At 40.5% G+C, this 17,652-nt stretch carries 18 protein-coding genes; 6 read left to right on the top strand and 12 right to left on the bottom strand.

The genetic code is table 11. The annotated features are described in order from the left end of the window. Window positions 1-24: 24 nt before the first annotated feature. The 4 genes from ERX29_RS06020 to sppA all read right to left on the bottom strand — a co-directional run bounded on the left by ERX29_RS06020 (window position 25) and on the right by sppA (window position 3,107). On the bottom strand, window positions 25-948 hold the full coding sequence (locus tag ERX29_RS06020) for a class I SAM-dependent methyltransferase (protein ID WP_133443802.1): 924 nt from the start codon (window positions 946-948) through the stop codon (window positions 25-27). A 48-nt stretch (window positions 949-996) separates the two neighbouring features. After that, window positions 997-1,494: a thiol peroxidase gene (tpx, locus tag ERX29_RS06015; protein ID WP_133443801.1), complete on the bottom strand. Its 498-nt coding sequence runs from the start codon at window positions 1,492-1,494 to the stop codon at window positions 997-999. A 62-nt stretch (window positions 1,495-1,556) separates the two neighbouring features. Then, window positions 1,557-2,093: an RDD family protein gene (locus tag ERX29_RS06010; protein ID WP_133443800.1), complete on the bottom strand. Its 537-nt coding sequence runs from the start codon at window positions 2,091-2,093 to the stop codon at window positions 1,557-1,559. A gap of 9 nt (window positions 2,094-2,102) precedes the next feature. Continuing rightward, window positions 2,103-3,107 carry a signal peptide peptidase SppA gene (gene sppA, locus ERX29_RS06005; protein WP_133443799.1) on the bottom strand — a complete coding sequence of 335 codons (1,005 nt, stop codon included), beginning with the start codon at window positions 3,105-3,107 and terminating at the stop codon, window positions 2,103-2,105. An 85-nt stretch (window positions 3,108-3,192) separates the two neighbouring features. Between sppA and ERX29_RS06000 the strand changes: the two genes are divergently transcribed. Further along, window positions 3,193-3,993 (top strand): NAD kinase, encoded by an 801-nt coding sequence (locus ERX29_RS06000; protein ID WP_133443798.1) that lies wholly within the window; start codon window positions 3,193-3,195, stop codon window positions 3,991-3,993. Between the two features lie 24 nt (window positions 3,994-4,017). Here ERX29_RS06000 and ERX29_RS05995 read toward each other — a convergent pair whose 3' ends face one another. The 5 genes from ERX29_RS05995 to ezrA all read right to left on the bottom strand — a co-directional run bounded on the left by ERX29_RS05995 (window position 4,018) and on the right by ezrA (window position 9,765). Continuing rightward, a complete protein-coding gene (locus ERX29_RS05995) occupies window positions 4,018-4,788 on the bottom strand; it encodes a TSUP family transporter (protein ID WP_133443797.1) in 771 nt (256 codons plus the stop codon). Window positions 4,789-4,818: 30 nt separating this feature from the next. Further along, window positions 4,819-5,643 carry a glycerophosphodiester phosphodiesterase gene (locus tag ERX29_RS05990; RefSeq protein WP_133443796.1) on the bottom strand — a complete coding sequence of 275 codons (825 nt, stop codon included), beginning with the start codon at window positions 5,641-5,643 and terminating at the stop codon, window positions 4,819-4,821. Window positions 5,644-5,655: 12 nt separating this feature from the next. Then, a complete protein-coding gene (gene thiI, locus ERX29_RS05985; protein ID WP_133443795.1) occupies window positions 5,656-6,861 on the bottom strand; it encodes a tRNA uracil 4-sulfurtransferase ThiI in 1,206 nt (401 codons plus the stop codon). After that, window positions 6,858-7,994 (bottom strand): cysteine desulfurase family protein, encoded by a 1,137-nt coding sequence (locus tag ERX29_RS05980; RefSeq protein WP_133443794.1) that lies wholly within the window; start codon window positions 7,992-7,994, stop codon window positions 6,858-6,860. Before ERX29_RS05980 ends, thiI begins: the two co-directional genes overlap by 4 nt. Window positions 7,995-8,067: 73 nt before the next feature. Further along, window positions 8,068-9,765 (bottom strand): septation ring formation regulator EzrA, encoded by a 1,698-nt coding sequence (ezrA, locus tag ERX29_RS05975; protein WP_133443793.1) that lies wholly within the window; start codon window positions 9,763-9,765, stop codon window positions 8,068-8,070. Window positions 9,766-9,893: 128 nt separating this feature from the next. Here ezrA and ERX29_RS05970 point away from each other — a divergent pair, with 128 nt between their 5' ends. The 4 genes from ERX29_RS05970 to ERX29_RS05955 all read left to right on the top strand — a co-directional run bounded on the left by ERX29_RS05970 (window position 9,894) and on the right by ERX29_RS05955 (window position 13,326). Next, a complete protein-coding gene (locus tag ERX29_RS05970; protein WP_133443792.1) occupies window positions 9,894-10,370 on the top strand; it encodes a GAF domain-containing protein in 477 nt (158 codons plus the stop codon). Between the two features lie 337 nt (window positions 10,371-10,707). Beyond that, window positions 10,708-11,310, top strand: coding sequence for a 30S ribosomal protein S4 (rpsD, locus tag ERX29_RS05965; protein ID WP_133443791.1), 603 nt, complete (start codon window positions 10,708-10,710; stop codon window positions 11,308-11,310). A 153-nt stretch (window positions 11,311-11,463) separates the two neighbouring features. After that, complete coding sequence (locus ERX29_RS05960) at window positions 11,464-11,907, top strand: OsmC family protein (protein ID WP_133443790.1); 444 nt, start codon at window positions 11,464-11,466, stop codon at window positions 11,905-11,907. Window positions 11,908-12,018: 111 nt separating this feature from the next. After that, window positions 12,019-13,326 carry a cation:dicarboxylate symporter family transporter gene (locus ERX29_RS05955; protein ID WP_133443789.1) on the top strand — a complete coding sequence of 436 codons (1,308 nt, stop codon included), beginning with the start codon at window positions 12,019-12,021 and terminating at the stop codon, window positions 13,324-13,326. 59 nt (window positions 13,327-13,385) lie between these two features. Here ERX29_RS05955 and nagE read toward each other — a convergent pair whose 3' ends face one another. Together nagE and hutH are read right to left on the bottom strand one after the other, a co-directional pair. Then, on the bottom strand, window positions 13,386-14,873 hold the full coding sequence (nagE, locus tag ERX29_RS05950) for an N-acetylglucosamine-specific PTS transporter subunit IIBC (protein WP_133443788.1): 1,488 nt from the start codon (window positions 14,871-14,873) through the stop codon (window positions 13,386-13,388). Window positions 14,874-14,978: 105 nt separating this feature from the next. Next, on the bottom strand, window positions 14,979-16,481 hold the full coding sequence (hutH, locus tag ERX29_RS05945) for a histidine ammonia-lyase (protein WP_133443874.1): 1,503 nt from the start codon (window positions 16,479-16,481) through the stop codon (window positions 14,979-14,981). Between the two features lie 354 nt (window positions 16,482-16,835). Between hutH and ERX29_RS05940 the strand changes: the two genes are divergently transcribed. Continuing rightward, window positions 16,836-17,054 carry a hypothetical protein gene (locus ERX29_RS05940; RefSeq protein ID WP_133443787.1) on the top strand — a complete coding sequence of 73 codons (219 nt, stop codon included), beginning with the start codon at window positions 16,836-16,838 and terminating at the stop codon, window positions 17,052-17,054. Window positions 17,055-17,066: 12 nt separating this feature from the next. Here ERX29_RS05940 and ERX29_RS05935 read toward each other — a convergent pair whose 3' ends face one another. After that, window positions 17,067-17,483 carry a DUF1801 domain-containing protein gene (locus ERX29_RS05935; RefSeq protein ID WP_133443786.1) on the bottom strand — a complete coding sequence of 139 codons (417 nt, stop codon included), beginning with the start codon at window positions 17,481-17,483 and terminating at the stop codon, window positions 17,067-17,069. Window positions 17,484-17,652 lie beyond the last annotated feature (169 nt).

Genomic DNA, 17,652 nt, shown 5'->3' with positions numbered 1-17,652 from the left:
TATCAATCATTATAACAGTTACAGTTATTTTCGATTAGCTTTGAACCATTCATTAAAATCAGCAAGGAAAGATTTCATTTGATGCTCATCTTTGAAATCCGGGATATTTGCTAGCAGGACTTCTACTGGTGGTGTTTTTTTACTACTCTTCCGCTCTAAGATCAACAGTGATTTTCGAGTGGATTCTGTTTTGAATAAGCTTGATGGAAAATTAAGAAATGCCTGAATTATCGTCTCTGTTGCAATAAATTTTTGTAACTGTTCCACATTATCATGTTCAAACAACTGACTCGGCACGACTAAAAATGCCAGCCCTCCCGGCTTTAATGCATTAATCGTCTGTTCAATCAGCAGATGATGTGAGAAACTGTGACCTTCCTGAAATCCGAGTTTCATATCATGACTTCTCTCATCTACAGGATAATAACCGACTGGCAGATCGCCGATGACGATATCCATATTTGATACATTAAGCGGCATGATGGCATCCTGGGGATAGACATTGAACGGGATTTCGAGAAAATTCGACAGATGGATGCTGAGTCTTGCAAGTATCGGGTCAACTTCCACAAGATAATGCGTAAACGTTTTATCCGGATTCTGCTCATGTACAGTGGCTGATAAATGACCTGTACCGCTTGTTATATCGAGCAACTGTGCCTGTTTTTCATCTTCCATGAACATACGGACGATATAGCTGACAAGATAGCCGATACTGTCTGGCGTCATCTGATGGTTCGGTTGTATCATCTCTTCTTTTAACATGCTTAAATAGGCAAACTGAAACGCTTTACGTCGTTCTACTGTAGTGCTCTGCTCAAGCAATGTCCGATCATTCATATAAATATCTTCCATGCTCAGCCCTAAATTCTCAATAAAACTGTGTCCGTTCTCCAGTTGAAGTTCTTTCGCTTTTTTATCTAGCGTTTCAAATAATTGTTCAATCATCTCATATTTCCTTTCAAATAAAAACTGCCCTAAGTTAGGGCAGCGTCATTAAATTGATTTTAAAGCGTCAAGCGCATTTTCATAATCAGGATGGTTTGTTCCTTCAGATACTATTTCAGTGTAAACCACTTTATTGTCTGCATCCAAGACAAATACTGAACGTGCAAGCAATCTAAGTTCTTCCATGACTACACCATAAGCAGTACCGAATGATAGGTCTTTGTGATCACTTAATGTCACAACATTATCAAGCCCGCTTGCTGCACACCATCTCTTCTGTGCAAATGGTAAGTCAGCAGAAATTGTGATGACTACTGCGTTGTCGATTCCTGAAGCTTCTTCATTAAAGCGTCTCGTCTGCTGGTCACAAACACCAGTATCAAGTGAAGGGACGACGTTGATCAGTTTCTTTTTGCCTTCATAGTCAGTCAATGTGCGAACAGATAAGTCATTCGCGAGCGCTGAGAAATCGGGTGCGATGGTTCCTTCTGTCACTTGCTCGCCAAGCAGTGTAACCGGTGAATCTTTAAATGTAATTTGAGTCATTACTAGTTCCTCCTGAATAGTTTATTCGTATTTAATTTACCATGAAATGCGCCTAAAGCGAACTATTTTGGCTGAACCACATGTCTCACATGTGTCAGTCGGTCACGTAGTCTTTCCTGCTGTTCTTTGACTACAATAGTATCACTCAGCACATCATGTATCCCTTGTCTGCTCGGATTGAACAGTACAACAAGGTATAAAAGATTCAGGAAAAAATTGCTGATGTATCTACCGAATACTTCTCTGACGACAATCCGGAAGAATGTCATCGGCTCGTCATTATAAGAAACAACTTTTAACCCCATGATCATCTTACCGATTGTTGCTCTGAAGAACCATGTCATCAGCACAAAATAAAGAAAATAGACCAGTGCGCTGGCAATATTGGCTGCACTGAATATCGGTGCTACGACGTGCTGATCAGTTAAATTAAATTGAGACATCAGCGGATCGATTAAAATCTGCTTAATACACCAAATGATTATCGCGTCAATCAAGTAAGCTAGTAACCGCGACCCGAAACCTGCATGTGTGCTGTAAATAACATCCTGCTCATAACCTTCGAGAGGTGATGATGGATAAATTACGCGTTCATTCATAGTTACCACCTACTCTCCGTATAAATACATCGGCGTTGTGCCATGGCGTTGTGCCATCAATTCTTTAATAGCAGCTACATCACTCTGACCGGTCAGCCTGGACATCAATGATTTTGCTGCAAGTGGATTAGATCCGAAAATAGAGTCCGGCTGTGTGAATTCTATCACTTCTGCTTTATCTGATTTTATTTCTTTCTTTAATGCCTTCAGTGCATCTTCTTCAAGACCGAGTTCATCAACTAAACCATTTTTTTGAGCTTGAAGTCCGGAATATACTCTGCCGTCTGCCAGCTGTCTTACTTTATCAGCGGGCATGTCTCTGCCATCTGAAATGACTTTTACAAACTGACTATAACTTTCATCGACAAGTGACTGCAGTATTTTACGTTCTGAAGCATCCATTTCTTTCGTCGGACTCATAATATCTTTATGCTCGCCGCTTTTGATCGTATTGAATTTAACGCCATATTTATCAGCCAGTTCTTTGTAGTTTGTCGACTGCATGATAACACCGAGTGACCCTGTCAAGGTTTCTCTTGAAGCGAAAATTTTATCGGCTGGCGTTGAGATGTAATAACCACCTGATGCAGCCATATTTTTCATCGCTACATAGATTTTTTTATTTTTAGCTTTAATTTCTTCAAGTTTATTATGTATTTCTGCGCTTTCGTATACACCGCCGCCTGGTGAGTTGACGACGAGAAGGACACCTTTAATTGAGCTGTCATCTTTAATTTTTTCGAATTCTGTCATTATCGTCTGATGATTATATGATTCATTTGCCCATAAAGATGGTTCTCCTGTATCCTGAATGACACCGTCCACTTCTACACGTGCAATTTTCTTTGTCGCATCGCTGCCGGAAATAGTTGTTTCTTCTAATGTTCCAGGTTTGTTCAACCCTTCTAATTCTTTCGAAAAGTCTGAGGTGAAGTTACTTGTAAATAACGAAGACGCAATCGCAAGAATAAATAATGCAGCTGCAATCAACAGTGCTATGATTCGCTTGTTCATATGATCATCCTTTCAAATGGTTTTATTTACATCTATAATAATAGCAGAAAGTATATATTAATCATAACACTAGGAGGAATTTTCCATGAATGCTAGAAATAAGTTTTATTTCTTCACTTCGCGTGATCCAGAAGTCATCGCTCAAAAAAATAAAGTCGCTGACCTTGCAGTGGCACATGGTTTCGAAGTCGTTGAAAATTCCGAAGATGCTGATATTATCGCATCGATCGGCGGAGATGGAGCTTTCCTGCAATCCGTACGTAAAACCAATTTCCGCCAGGATGCTATTTATGTCGGAATCTCCACAAGCGACCAGAAATATTTATACTCAGACTTCCATATAGACGACACTTCTAATCTTCGCGCCGCTGTTAAGAATGAAACGACTGAAGTTAGACGCTACCCGGTACTTGAAATCAACTTGAACAACGAGATGACTTACTACTGTCTGAACGATTTTTATATTAAATCTTCTATTATTAAGTCTATGACTATGAATGTTACAATTGATGATACCCATTTTGAGACATTCCGGGGTGATGGATTATTGATCTCTACACCGACAGGATCAACCGGTTACAATAAATCGCTCGGCGGTGCTGTCGTCGACCCTAAGCTAAAAAGTATGCAGATGACAGAAATTGCTTCACTGAACAATAATAATTACCGTACCCTTGGCAGCCCGGTAGTCTTAAGCGATCAGCGTGAACTGACACTGAGACTGGATAAATCCGGCAACTACTATCCAATCATGGGTCTTGATAACGAAGCTTTATCGATACAGTACACAGACTTCATTTCAGTGAAAATCAGCGAAAAAGTTATCAAAACATTAAAAATCAAAGAGAACTCATTCTGGCATAAAGTAAGACGTAACTTCCTTTAATCCATATATGAACCCTCTTTGATATTAGTTGAAGAAATGGGTTGTGATGTAATCCCAGGCGTTCTTGCCGATGAGCAGCACGGTCACTATAATGAAGAGCAGCTTGACATAGGAAACACCTTTCTTAAGCGCAAACTGACTGCCGGCATAACTTCCGGCTACCATTGCAAGTCCCATACAGAGACCAACTGTATAATCCACCTTGCCTAAATACATGAAGAGCAGCAGCGCTCCTAAGTTTGACGCAAAGTTGAGAAATTTTGCGTTGCCTGCCGCTCTTAGAAAATCAAAGCCAATAATTAACAGGCTGAAGAGCAGAAAGCTTCCTGTACCGCCGCCTAAAAAGCCGTCATAAAAACCGATTAATCCGACGACACAGATGAAAACCACTGACTTTAGCGGCGACAGCTTCTTATAAGTTGTCGTTGAACCCCAGTCCTTATTAAAAAGTGTATAGATAAGAACAAGCGTCAGCATGATAATGACAATCGGCTTCAATAGAGCCGATGGCAAATAAGTGGCTGTCAATGCTCCAAAAATAGAGAATATAAAAGACAGGGGAAACAGCTTTCCGACAATATGGAAGTCTACTTTCCCTGATTTGATAAACGATACTGTCGACGTCAATGAACCGAATGAACTTGCAAGCTTATTTGTACCAAGTGCAGTAGCAGGATTCATGCCGGTTGCAAGCAGCGCAGGAATAGAAATGAGACCACCCCCACCCACTACTGCATCGATAAATGCTGCTAGAAAACCGAAGAAAATAATAATTAAAAGCATCTGTATATCCATAAGCTGTCCCTCTTTTTAGTTAATTATTCCTTAGTCTACTGAGCGATTTAATTCCTCAAAGATCTCACTGTTTTCAGCATTGAAAGCTGTTCTTAATCTGTCAGCATAATTTGTAAAAGCACCATCAATACCGGCATCGATCAAACGCGTCATATCGTCAGGCTGATTAAGTGTATAAGGAAAGACGAGAAAGCCGATTCCATGCATGCGCTCAATCAATGGTTGATCGAGGTCTTTAATGCTTGGTCCTACTGCATAGACAAAATGATTGATTTGTTTTAGGTCATCATCTGTCATATTGCGTAGTACTTCCTTTTTTGTGAGCAGTAAGAGCGGCATACCAGGTACCAGATTATGGACTTTTATGAGACTCTCCAGACTGAACGATTGAATGACTGTTTGATTACCAGTCAGCCTCTCCGGTGTCAGCAGCTGATGTCTGTCTAATATTTCAACAAGTCGTTCTTCCATACCCGGATACACTTCCGGGGCTTTCGTTTCAATGTAATAGTTGACTGCACCATATCGACTGATGACTTCTTCTAATGTTGGAATGGTCTGACCCGCATAAAAATCCTGCTGTAATTCAGGAAACTTCTCATTATACCAGCTGCCAACATCAAGCTGCTTAATCTGCTCGAGCGTCATTTCTTTAATGATGCCTGGCAGACCTGCTGTACGTTCCACTGTTTCATCATGCATGATAATGATTTCACCATCAAGCGTCATCTGAACATCAAGCTCTATATAATCAGCTTTCATATCAAAATGGCTCATATCATAAGATGAAAAGGTATGCTCAGGTGCATATCCAGATGCACCTCTATGTGCGATGACAACATTTTTAGTCAGCATAACAAGTCCTCCTTATAGCAGATCGTTAAATTGCGTGCTCATTTTCTCTTTATTGATTGTCAATACTTCTATGTTGTTGATGGCCTCAGCAATCAACGGTTCAAAGTCATAGTTATTTTCAAATTTTTCCATCTTATCAAGACGTGGGTTCGTCTTTGGGTTTTTCGGAGTAAAAATAGTACAGCAGTCTTCAAACGGCTTGATAGAAGTTTCAAATGTACCGATAGCTTTTGCTTTTAAAATAATATCTTCTTTGTCAAGAGTCAGCAGCGGACGTAGAATCGGCATAGATGTGACAGCATTGATCGTATACATGCTTCCCAATGTCTGACTAGCCACTTGTCCGAGATTTTCACCATTAACGATAGCCTTTGCATCGATTTGATGTGCTACTTGTTCAGCAATCTTCAGCATCATGCGTCTTGTCGATGTCATCGTCATATTTTCAGGAATGACTTTATGAATCGTTTTCTGAATATCTGTAAATGGTACAAGATGAAGTTTAATGACACCAGTTGTTTCAGCCATAATGCGTGTCAGATCGATAACTTTCTGCTTCGCTTCTTCACTTGTGAAGGGTGGTGAATGAAAGTGAATCGCCTCGATTGTTACACCGCGCTTCATCACTTCTATTCCTGCTACTGGTGAGTCGATACCACCTGATAACATCAATAGCGTCTTCCCGCCTGTGCCGACCGGCAGTCCACCTGCTCCTTTAATGACTCGTGAATAGATGTAGACGCCTTCTTTTCTCACTTCAACATGTATGGTAAAGTCCGGCTTTTTCACCTGAACAGTCAAATGTTCTGTGTTTTTCAGTATCTCACCACCAAGCATACTCTGCAGTTCAAATGTATCGTGAGGAAACTGTTTATCTGAGCGTTTAACATCGACTTTAAATGTCGCATCAGCTTCATCAATTTCCTTTGCAGTGCCGACAGCTGCTTCTATTATCTCATCAATTTTCTGCGTCGTGCGGACGACCGGGCTGATTGATTGAATGCCGAATACTTTGGATACTCGCTTCATCACATCTTCAATATCAGTTTCCGGTTCAAGGTCTATGAACATTCTGTCTCGTTCAGCGATGACATGATAGCCGGAAAGCGGAATTAATGCATACTTTACATTTCCTTTCAGCTGGCTGATAAAGTGATGACGGTTTCCCGTTTTCAGCGTCAACTCACCATAACGTACTAATACTCTATTATATTTCATTTTTTTAATAACTCCTCTACTTGACTATATATTTCCTTAAATGCGGCCTTAAATCCAGCGATTTCTTCAACTGTATTATCTTTAGAAAATGACACTCGGACACTGCCTGTAATGGCATCTTCCGGCACATGCAGCGCTGTCAGAGTTTCATTCAGCTTTGCTCGTTTTGACGAGCATGCGCTCGTCGTTGAAATCATAATTCCCCGCTCACTGAAAGCATTGACTATGACTTCACCTTTAATGCCGACAAATGAGAAGTTGACAATATGGGGCGCACCATTTGGATGAGAGTTCAGTCGTATACCGGGAAACTGTTTGACAAAGTTTTCGATGTCCTGCTTGAACTGATATAATCGTGCACGCTGCATATCCATATTTTCTGATGCAAGACGCATCGCTTTACTCATAGTGACATTGACAGCTACATTCGATGTGCCGGACCGGTAACCATATTCCTGTCCTCCACCAAATATGGTCTGCGTGATGTTGCGCAGCTGACTGATAACGAGAATTCCCTGCCCTTTCAGACCGCCGAACTTATGACCGCTCAGGCTGAAGCTGTCAACACCCTCTATAACAAGCGGCATCTTTCCGAAAGACTGTACACAGTCGACATGGAAATGAATTTTCGGATAGTCCTTCAGCCTTTCCGCTATTTCACTGATCGGGAGAATAGCTCCCATTACATTGTTGACATGCATGACTGATACTAATATCACATCATTAGACAATAATTCTGCGAAATGGTCCATGTCCATTGTACCGTCTTCCTTGAACTTTACGTATTTGACAACGAAACCTTCCTGCTCGAGGGTTCGTAATGTTTCAAGGACAGAAGGATGTTCAAGTTTTGTCGTAATAATGGTGCTGCCAAATGCTTTCTTAGCTCTAGCCATCCCTGTCAGAGCCATATTATTGGACTCTGTCGCTCCACTCGTAAAAATAATGCTCTGATGGTCGAGCTTTAAAATGGTCCTAATCTGACTGCGTGCCTCTTCCTGAAGCTGATTCGTCTCCAGACCCATCTTGTGCGGGCTAGCCGCGTTAAAATAAAATTCCTCATTAATCTTTGTATATGTCGACAATACCGCCGGATCGGGCTTTGTCGTTGCACAATTATCGAAATAAATCATAGGTCACCTCATTAATATTGTAATACTATACCATAAAAAAGAAAAAGACTTGATTCAAGTCTTTTTCTATCTGTTAATTCATCTGATGGAGACGCTGCTCGATTTTTTCCGTCGCACCTGGTTCTACGCGTTCGATGGCCGCCTCTGCAATCTCCACTGCACGTTTGTAGCGGTTGTTGCTGAACAGGCGTTCTGCTTCGTTCAAATCTTTATTGACATCAGAACGATCTTTTCGGTAGCGGTTGCCATATTGAATCAATGCTTCTGCGTACCTAGCGTTGTCCAGTACATCTACCGCTTCCTGCTCAAAAGTATTCATAGTGACAAGCACTTTGTTGACTTTATCACGGACATACTCAACATTCATCGGCCGTTTGTTAAACAGACTATGAACTTCCCGTGTTTCTATATCTATCTCGTTCTTCATAATAATGAAGCGTTCTGGAACGCTCGCAAGATTCGATGCTAACAGTCGTCTGAATACTTCTTCTTTACGACTTTGAATCTTCAGCGTATGCTGCTGTGCTTCTCGTTCGTATTCACGAAGTGCTGTCAAATGATGCTGGATTTTCTCCTGATTGTCATTGATAACTGCAACGTGATCCTTGATATACTGAAGATTATCTTCTACTTCTGAATAGCGGACAGCAGATTTAGCCATCTCACTTAAAATTTCATCATATATGCCAATCAAACTCTGAATTTCATTGTCATATTGACGCACCCTCTGAATATCTTCTTCATTAATATGATAGTTTTCTTTCACATATTCTATTTCTGTGCGAAGCGTATAGTTCATATCTTTCGCATAAAATAATTCATCGGTAATAATTTCCCGTGATTTCTCCACGCTGTTCTTTGCTTTCACTTCGATTTCCACCAGCTCCAGCATATCGTCAAGAGAAGTATTGATCTCACTGATGATCTCTTCTGCCTCATCAAGCTGGAGACGAGCTATCAATGGTTCTACAAGATTGAGTTTCCCTTTTAATGTCTGAAGGTTACTGTCCACTTTGACATGGTCAAGATTGTATCCTTCCACTTTCAGGTCACGACAGCCATAGCGGACATCCTGGAACTGACCTGGTAGTTCCTTCTGGACGTCTCGAATAAGCAACGGAATCTCATCCATATCTTCTTTAAGGCGAGTCATCTGATGGTGCAGTTCAGTAATCTGCAAGTGCGCCGTATCATAGTTTCCTTCATTAGCATACTGAACATATTCATCAATTCTTGGTGTAAACAATTCGATATTATCTTCAAGTGGCTTAGCTGCATCGCCGTATTGATGACGATTGGCAAGCACATCTCTTTTTGCTTCCCGGTAAATCGTGCGACATTCTTCATATTTTACTTGATCTGACTTTGCACTGCTGACATAGTTATTGATATCAGCCGAAATATTATTATATTTCTTTTCGATCTGATCGAGAATCTGATGACTTTCTTCCACTTTTTCCTGGCTTTGAGAAAATTTAAATTTATCCAGAGCTGCGTCTGCATCATTGATCGTTAACTCCACAGCTTTAATATCTTCAGTTAGGACGGTCTGCCATTCACGTTTCCATTTTTCAAAGCGCATATTTGCTTCACCTTTAACAGTGAGCTGTTTCACTTTTACCAGTTCATCCTGAAATGGCAGCGCCTTTACTTCTTCTTTTCGCGCTTCAACTTGCTCGAGAGCAACACGCTTCTGATTACGTTTATAGAATAAAATACCAACAGCAATAAGTAGTAAGACAATAACCAGCACGATGATATATAATGTCATAAATAATCTTCCCTCCAACCTACTAAATTATATTATAACTTAAAAAAGAGTCTCAAAAAACATTTTCTTGTGAAAAATATCGCAAATGATTAAAATAGGACTATCTAATTCAGAAGAGAGGTTTTATCATGTTTCAACCAGGTCAGCTAAAAAGTTATGATGAATTAAATTCAGCCCTTGATCATCTGCTCGCAGGTGAAGATGATATCGTCAGTCATCTGGCTAATGCCAGCAGTCTGCTCAATTACTTTCTTGATAATGTCAACTGGGTTGGTTTTTATACGATGAAAAATGGCCAGCTTCAGCTCGGACCGTTTCAAGGCCTTCCAGCATGCGTCACAATTCCTGTCGGACGCGGCGTGTGTGGTACTGCCGTCAATGAAGACAAAGTTATGCGTGTTGCTGATGTTTATGCATTTCCAGGTCATATTGCCTGTGACGCGAATTCAAAGTCAGAAATTGTAATCCCAGTACATAGAAACGGTGAAATTTTCGGCGTACTGGATATCGATGCACCGGTTACAGATCGTTTCAGCGCAGATGACGAAAGAGGACTGGAAGCATTCGTCAAAGTGCTGGAGAAACATCTGTCGACAGCAAGCTGAGGAAAATTGCTGGAGTTGTGGCGTGTATCTTGGGTTTACACGCCATAACTTTTTGAAATTGCAGTTTTTCGGTGAGATGTGGCGCGTATTTGAGATTTACACGCCACATCTTTTTCTACTTAATCAAACGTTGACATCTTTCTTCATATTCTATATAATAAACGAATGTGAATAAACGAGAGTAGCAGATAAATATTGAGGCGCTCTATGGTATCCCCTTAGTTGGCGTGCTGTGTAACCAAAGCTAACAGGCGAAGGCACGGAAAGATACTATATCATCTTAAGCATTTATCATATTTTTGTTTTTCGCGAAAAAAACAAAAGGAGGAGTCAACTTATGGCTCGTTTTACAGGTTCAACTTGGAAAAAATCTCGTCGTTTAGGTATCTCATTAAGCGGCACTGGTAAAGAATTAGAAAGACGCCCTTACGCACCAGGACAACACGGTCCTAACCAACGAAAAAAATTATCAGAATACGGTCTTCAATTACAGGAAAAACAAAAACTTCGTTATATGTATGGTATCAACGAACGTCAATTCCGTACTACATTTGACCGCGCAGCAAAAATCAAAGGTATTCACGGTGCTAACTTCATGGCACTTTTAGCATCACGATTAGATGCTGTTGTTTACCAATTAGGTTTAGCGCGTACGCGTCGTCAAGCGCGTCAGTTAGTTAACCACGGTCACATCATGGTAGACGGCAAACGTGTAGATATCCCATCTTACACTTTAAAAGCAGGTCAAGTAATCTCAGTTCGTGAAAAATCACAGAAATTAGACATCATCGCTGAATCTGTTGAATTATCAAATCACGTACCAGACTATTTAACATTCAATGCTGATGCATTAGAAGGTACATTCGTACGTACACCAGAACGTTCTGAATTATCTGCTGAAATCAACGAACAGTTGATCGTTGAGTACTACTCAAGATAATATTTTCAAACCTCCGAAATTCGGAGGCTTTTTTTTATTCTATTATTAAAAAAGATCTATCAAACTATTTTCTTCCTATATAGAGAATAAAACTTAAGAGTTGAAATAACGATTCAAGTCATTCATGATAATAGAAAAACTAAAGGAGCTTTTATGAAACACACATTTACTGGTCATGCACAGTTCACAGGCGGTTACGCAGCTAATGGCAATCTCACCACACAGAATATGGATACAAAAATCTCTATACCTGTCTCAATGGGAGGTCCGGAAGTCGGAACGAATCCTGATGAATTACTGCTCGGTGCCGCAACGACATGCTTTATCATTACACTGTCAGTCATGTTCAAAAGAAACAACATGTCGCTTGAATACTTGAATGTTCAGTCTAAAGCTATAGTTGACGTGACAGATGGAGTCTTTACTTATGAGTCCATCCACTACGATGTCACTGTAGATACGAAAGAACCTATTGATAAAAGAAACCTCATCACCCGCTTCGTTCATAAATCAGAAGCGAACTGCATGATCACCCGGGCGCTTGCAGGAAACGTTGACGTTGTGATTGACCACATTACTATTAATCATATTAAGTAAAATATTCGGCATCAATAAGCCATCCCTCCACTAAAGAATAGTCTTAAATTCTCATTGACTTTAAAGCACAAAAGCCATAATATGAGAAAATACGGAGAAAAGAGGGATGAAATGAGTTCAGTAACACAGCTTCAAAAACCTAAACGTAGACGAGGAATCAGCCTCCCTACTCAAATATTAATAGCACTGATACTTGGAGTAGTCGTTGGTGCATTATTAAACGGACGAACAGATGTCGTCAATTATATACAGCCTTTCGGTGATATCTTCCTTCATTTAATCAAGATGATTGTTGTACCGATTGTATTTGCTTCACTTGTCATCTCAATTGCCGGGGCCGGCGACATGAAGACGGTCGGACGCTACGGCTGGAAAACACTGCTTTATTTTGAAGTCATCACAACTATCGCTATCGGGCTTGGAATTATCTTCGCCAATGTCTTTAAACCAGGCGCTGGTATTGACGCATCGAAACTGCCTAAAGGAGACGTGTCAAAGTATACAACAAATGCTGAAGCCGCTTCTCAGTCAACTTACGGCAATCATATGATCGATACAATTGTTGGAATCATACCGACGAACATCATTAAATCAATGGCAGACGGACAGTTACTACCTGTTATCTTTTTTGCCGTATTCTTTGGTCTCGGACTTGCCGCTATCGGTAAAAAAGGAGAACCTGTTAAAGCATTTTTCGAAGGATTCCTCGATGTTATCTTCTGGATGACAAATCAAATCATGAAGTATGCGCCGATCGGAGTCTTTGCATTCATCTGTGTGACAGTCATCAACTTCGGACTCGGTGCATTGATTCCATTAATGAAACTGGCGCTTGTCGTCGCAGGTTCAATGGTATTCTTTATCATAGTCGTGCTCGGTGGTGTGGCAGCTATCTGTAAGATCAATATCTTTCATCTACTAAAAATACTGAAAAATGAGATACTGCTTGCCTTCTCTACATCAAGTTCTGAGACTGTATTACCAGTCATCATGGACAAGATGGAGAAGTTCGGTGCCCCGAAGGAAATTGTCTCATTTGTCGTACCGACAGGCTATACATTCAACCTGGACGGATCAGCACTCTATCAGTCGATCGCAGCCCTATTTATCGCTCAGATGTACGGCATCCATTTATCCATCACTGAACAGTTAATACTGCTGTTCACACTGATGCTGACATCTAAAGGAATGGCAGCTGTCCCTGGAACATCCATCGTCGTACTGATAACGACACTGACAGCGATGAACATCCATCCGGAAGGACTGGCTCTGATTATTGGTATTGACCGAATCCTTGATATGATGCGAACTGTAGTCAATGTTGTCGGTAACTCATTATCTACACTCGTTATTGCGAGATGGGAGAACCGCCTGGACTACGAAAAAGGACGTAAGTACTACGAAAGTTATATAAAATAAAAATACGCCCGCTTTCCTGACAAAAGGAAAGCGGGCGTATTTGACTAATGACAGTCCTATTATTTTAGATATTCATCGACTGCATCAGCCACTTGCTGTACATGTGTACCGATAATAATCTGCGCGTTCTTTTTGCCGGTCTTAATCACACCTGCAGAACCAGTTTGTTTAATAAGCTGCTCATCTACTAAACTGTTGTCTTTCAGTTCAAACCGAAGACGCGTTGCACAGTTAGTCATCGACTCAACATTATCAGCACCACCAACCCCCTGGATCAAACGTTGTGCCAGTGCATCATATTTATGTGTCTTACCAACCGTACCAGCTGTCACTTCATCAGCAACGCCGACTTCATCGCCTTCACTAAGAGCCATTGCAGCAATCTCCTCGTCACTCTCACGACCTGGCGTTTTAATGTCAAGCACCTTAATTGCGAAGCGGAAAATGACATAGTAAACCACGAAATAAATTGCTCCAAGTACAAGTAACATGAGTGGCTGATTAGCATTCGGATTTTTCAATGATAATAAATAATCAATGAATCCCGCACTGAAGCCAAAACCTGCTGTCCAATGGAACGTCGCTGCAATAAACATAGAAAGTCCTGTCAATACTGCATGAATAAGATAAAGCACAGGTGCAACAAACATGAACACAAATTCAACGGGTTCTGTTACTCCTGTCAGAAAAGCAGAAACGGCACCTGCCAAAAAGATACCTGCGACTGCTTTTTTACGTTGTGTTTTTGCTGAGTGATACATCGCAAGAGCAGCTCCTGGCATACCGAACATCATCACTGGGAAGAATCCGGCTTGATACATACCTGTTACACCCTTAACTGCTTCTTTACTCTGGAACTTACCAATATCATTGATGCCTGCTACATCAAACCAGAATACCGCATTCAATGCATGATGAAGTCCCGTTGGAATTAAGAGCCGGTTGAAGAAACCAAATAATCCTGCCCCTACTGCTCCTAATCCAAGCATCCATTCACCAAAACTGATTAATGCCCCGAATACTAACGGCCAGATAAATAATAATATTACCGAAAGAATCATAGCAAAAAATGCTACTAAAATTGGTACAAGACGACGGCCGCTAAAGAATGCCAGAGCTGCCGGTAACTCCGTCTGATGAAATTTATTGAAAGTCCATGCTGAAATCAAGCCAATAAGAATACCGACAAATACATTATCAATCTTAGAAAATCCTCGATCTACTTCTTCGGGTTTGATACCAAGTAAGTTGGCGACAGAATCGCTTGCAAGTACATTAGTGACGACGAGAAAACCTACAACCGCCGCAAGTGCAACTGCTCCATCTCTCGACTTACTCATACCTAGTGCAACGCCTATTGCGAATAAAATCCCAAGATGATCTAATATAGCTGATCCTGATTTGATAAAAAACGCTGCAAACTGGTTATTCGCACCCCATCCTGTCGGATCAATCCAGTAACCGATTCCCATCAATAATGCTGCTGCCGGTAATACGGCAACCGGCAGCATTAAACTGCGGCCTAAACGCTGTAAAAATGAATACATCATCTTACCTCCTTTTTTCTTTCATTATATCAATTGATTAAGATTAATCCTACACAATATTAAAAGCAGCGATGAACTCATTGGTCATCGCTGCTTTTAATATTATTAACCTTTATAAGCCACTTTTTTCAAATAATCCGAAACTTCTTTTATATCTTTATGGAACTGTCTATCTTCGGTAATAGCTGGTACAAATGTTCTGTATTCCTCGAACTTCTCCTTTGTCTTCGGAGATAACCGGTCTGCGCCTTTTAATTCAACTGCTTGCAGCGCGATGATACATTCAATGGCTAAGACGTTTCTTGTGTTCTCGAGCATCATATAGCCGTGTCTTGATCCTATTGTCCCCATAGATACATGGTCTTCCTGATTGGCAGATGATGGAATAGAGTCTACACTTGCTGGGTGAGCGAGTGTTTTATTCTCTGACACTAAGCTCGCTGCTGCATACTGCATGATCATCGCTCCGCTCTGCAGTCCCGGTTCCGGGCTTAAAAACGCTGGTAATTCACCATTCAGCTGCGGGTTGACGAGCCTTTCAATCCGTCTTTCTGAGACATTGGCAAGTTCACTGATGCCGAGCTTCAAATAATCAAGCGCAAACGCAACCGGCTGCCCGTGGAAGTTACCGCCGGAAATGACTAATGTCTCGTCTCCTTGATCAAAGATCAGCGGATTGTCGTTCGCTGCGTTCATTTCTTTCTCCAGCACTTCTTTCACATGTCTGAATACCTGGAAGCTTGCGCCATGAATCTGCGGGATACAGCGCAGTGAATAAGCATCCTGCACGCGTACTTGACCTTGTCTTGTCGTATGACCAGACCCTTCCAGCCAGTCAAGCATTCTCGCAGCAACTGCTGTCTGATCTTCTGAGTTACGGACGATGTGAACATTCTCGTTATAAGCATCTGTAATACCGTTTAATGCCTGATGTGTCAGTGACGCAATCCACTCTGCCTGATAAGCGATAGATTCTGCTTCTATATAATTGATCACACCTTGTGCGGTCATCGCCTGCGTTCCGTTGATCAGTGCAAGCCCTTCTTTAGCCTGCAGTTGATGCGGCTGTCTATTTAATTGTTTCAATACATCTTCACTGTTCTGTTCCGTCCCCTTGTAATAGACACGACCTTCTCCTATTAAGGCAAGTGCCAGATGTGACAGCGGGGCAAGATCTCCTGACGCACCGAGTGACCCTTGTCCTGGTATGACAGGAATAATTCTTTCGTTGATAAAGAACACAAGCTGTTCCACTAAATCAGTAGTGACACCCGAATGCCCTTTTAGCATTGTATTCAGACGCAGCACCATCATGACAAGTGCAACATCCTGTGAAAACGGCGTGCCGACCCCACACGCATGCGATCTGATCAAGTTGACCTGCAGTTGATTGTACTGCGTTTCTTCAATTAAGACATCACTGAACAATCCGAATCCCGTCGTAATCCCGTAAATTGTTTCCTGCTCATTAATAATTCGTTCTACGATTTTTCTGCTTGCCTTAACCCGTTCGAGTGCATCCGTTGAAATCTCTACAGTTCCTTTATCTGCAAGAAACTCACGTATCTGTTCAATCGTTAGCTGCTCACCTGTTAAAGATAAATTCATCACTTACTATCCCCTTTATAGATAAATACTTTCTATATAAATTATACGCATAGACATTTCCAGAAACAATAAAGAAAACGCTTTCTTTACTATGGTGTCGAATTAGTGTATTAAAAATAAGTATAAATATTTACCTTAAATTAAAAAAAGAGTAGAATATTATATAGTTAACAATTTGTTTATTTTCATAAAATTTATTGATGTATGCATATATTTTTTATATCATCTTGTAATTCTTTTATAGTCATGTTACATTTAAACTAATAAAATATATCAATTTAGTCAGAAAAAAATATCCTTTCATCAGTCTATGCTCTATAATTAATATAATAATTCAAATTAAGGGTGATTATATTGAGACGCCTCGAACATTTATTCAGTGGCAAACTTACTGCTTATCAAATAGCCACAGCTACAGGCATCGAGATAGAAATTATATCCGGTCTTGAAGCAGGTTCTGTGTGTCTGGAAAGCATCGATCAAGCTTCATATAATAAGTTGTTCGATCTTGAGAGAAGTCTATTTTCTTCAGAAATCGAACAGCAGCATACATCAAATGAGACAAGTGCATAGCACTTGTCTTTATTATTGATACATATTCTTCAGATAACTAATAGACTGTACTATCAATTCCTGCAACACTTCTTCTTTAATATCATCAACTTCCTTAATATAAAGACAAGACTTTCCTTTGCTGAATTTCCCAAGACTTTTCAGTTCTTTCCCGCTGCCGCTATTGCAATGAGCCAAATATAGATTGATTTTTGTTTTTTTCAGTGCAAAGGCTACTAAAGGAGCATCTCCTTCATATTTTTCATCGATCATATAATGATATTTACCGAAACCAATCATCGACGGTCCCCACATTCTGGGTTCAAATCCAGATGTCTGTTCAAAGATTTGGAGCAGACGAAATACATCGTTCTTCCGCGTCTCATCTGTTATTTGAGAGATGAAGAGGTCTACTTCTGAATGTCTTGGCTGGTTCATCACATCAGTCATCCGATTTCTCCTTTTTGAAAAATTATACTATATATTCAGAATCACTAGTGTTGCATAAATAAATACAGAATTTTCTGAACTTTTATTTTCTACGAAAATTTAAAAATTGAAAACACCTAAACAGAGGTAGCGATCATCCATTTTTTTACTGATGTAATTACGTAATAAC

Origin of the sequence: Macrococcus lamae (assembly GCF_004359545.1) — a bacterium.
GTDB lineage: Bacteria > Bacillota > Bacilli > Staphylococcales > Staphylococcaceae > Macrococcus > Macrococcus lamae.
This window is presented reverse-complemented; position numbering and strand designations above follow the sequence as displayed.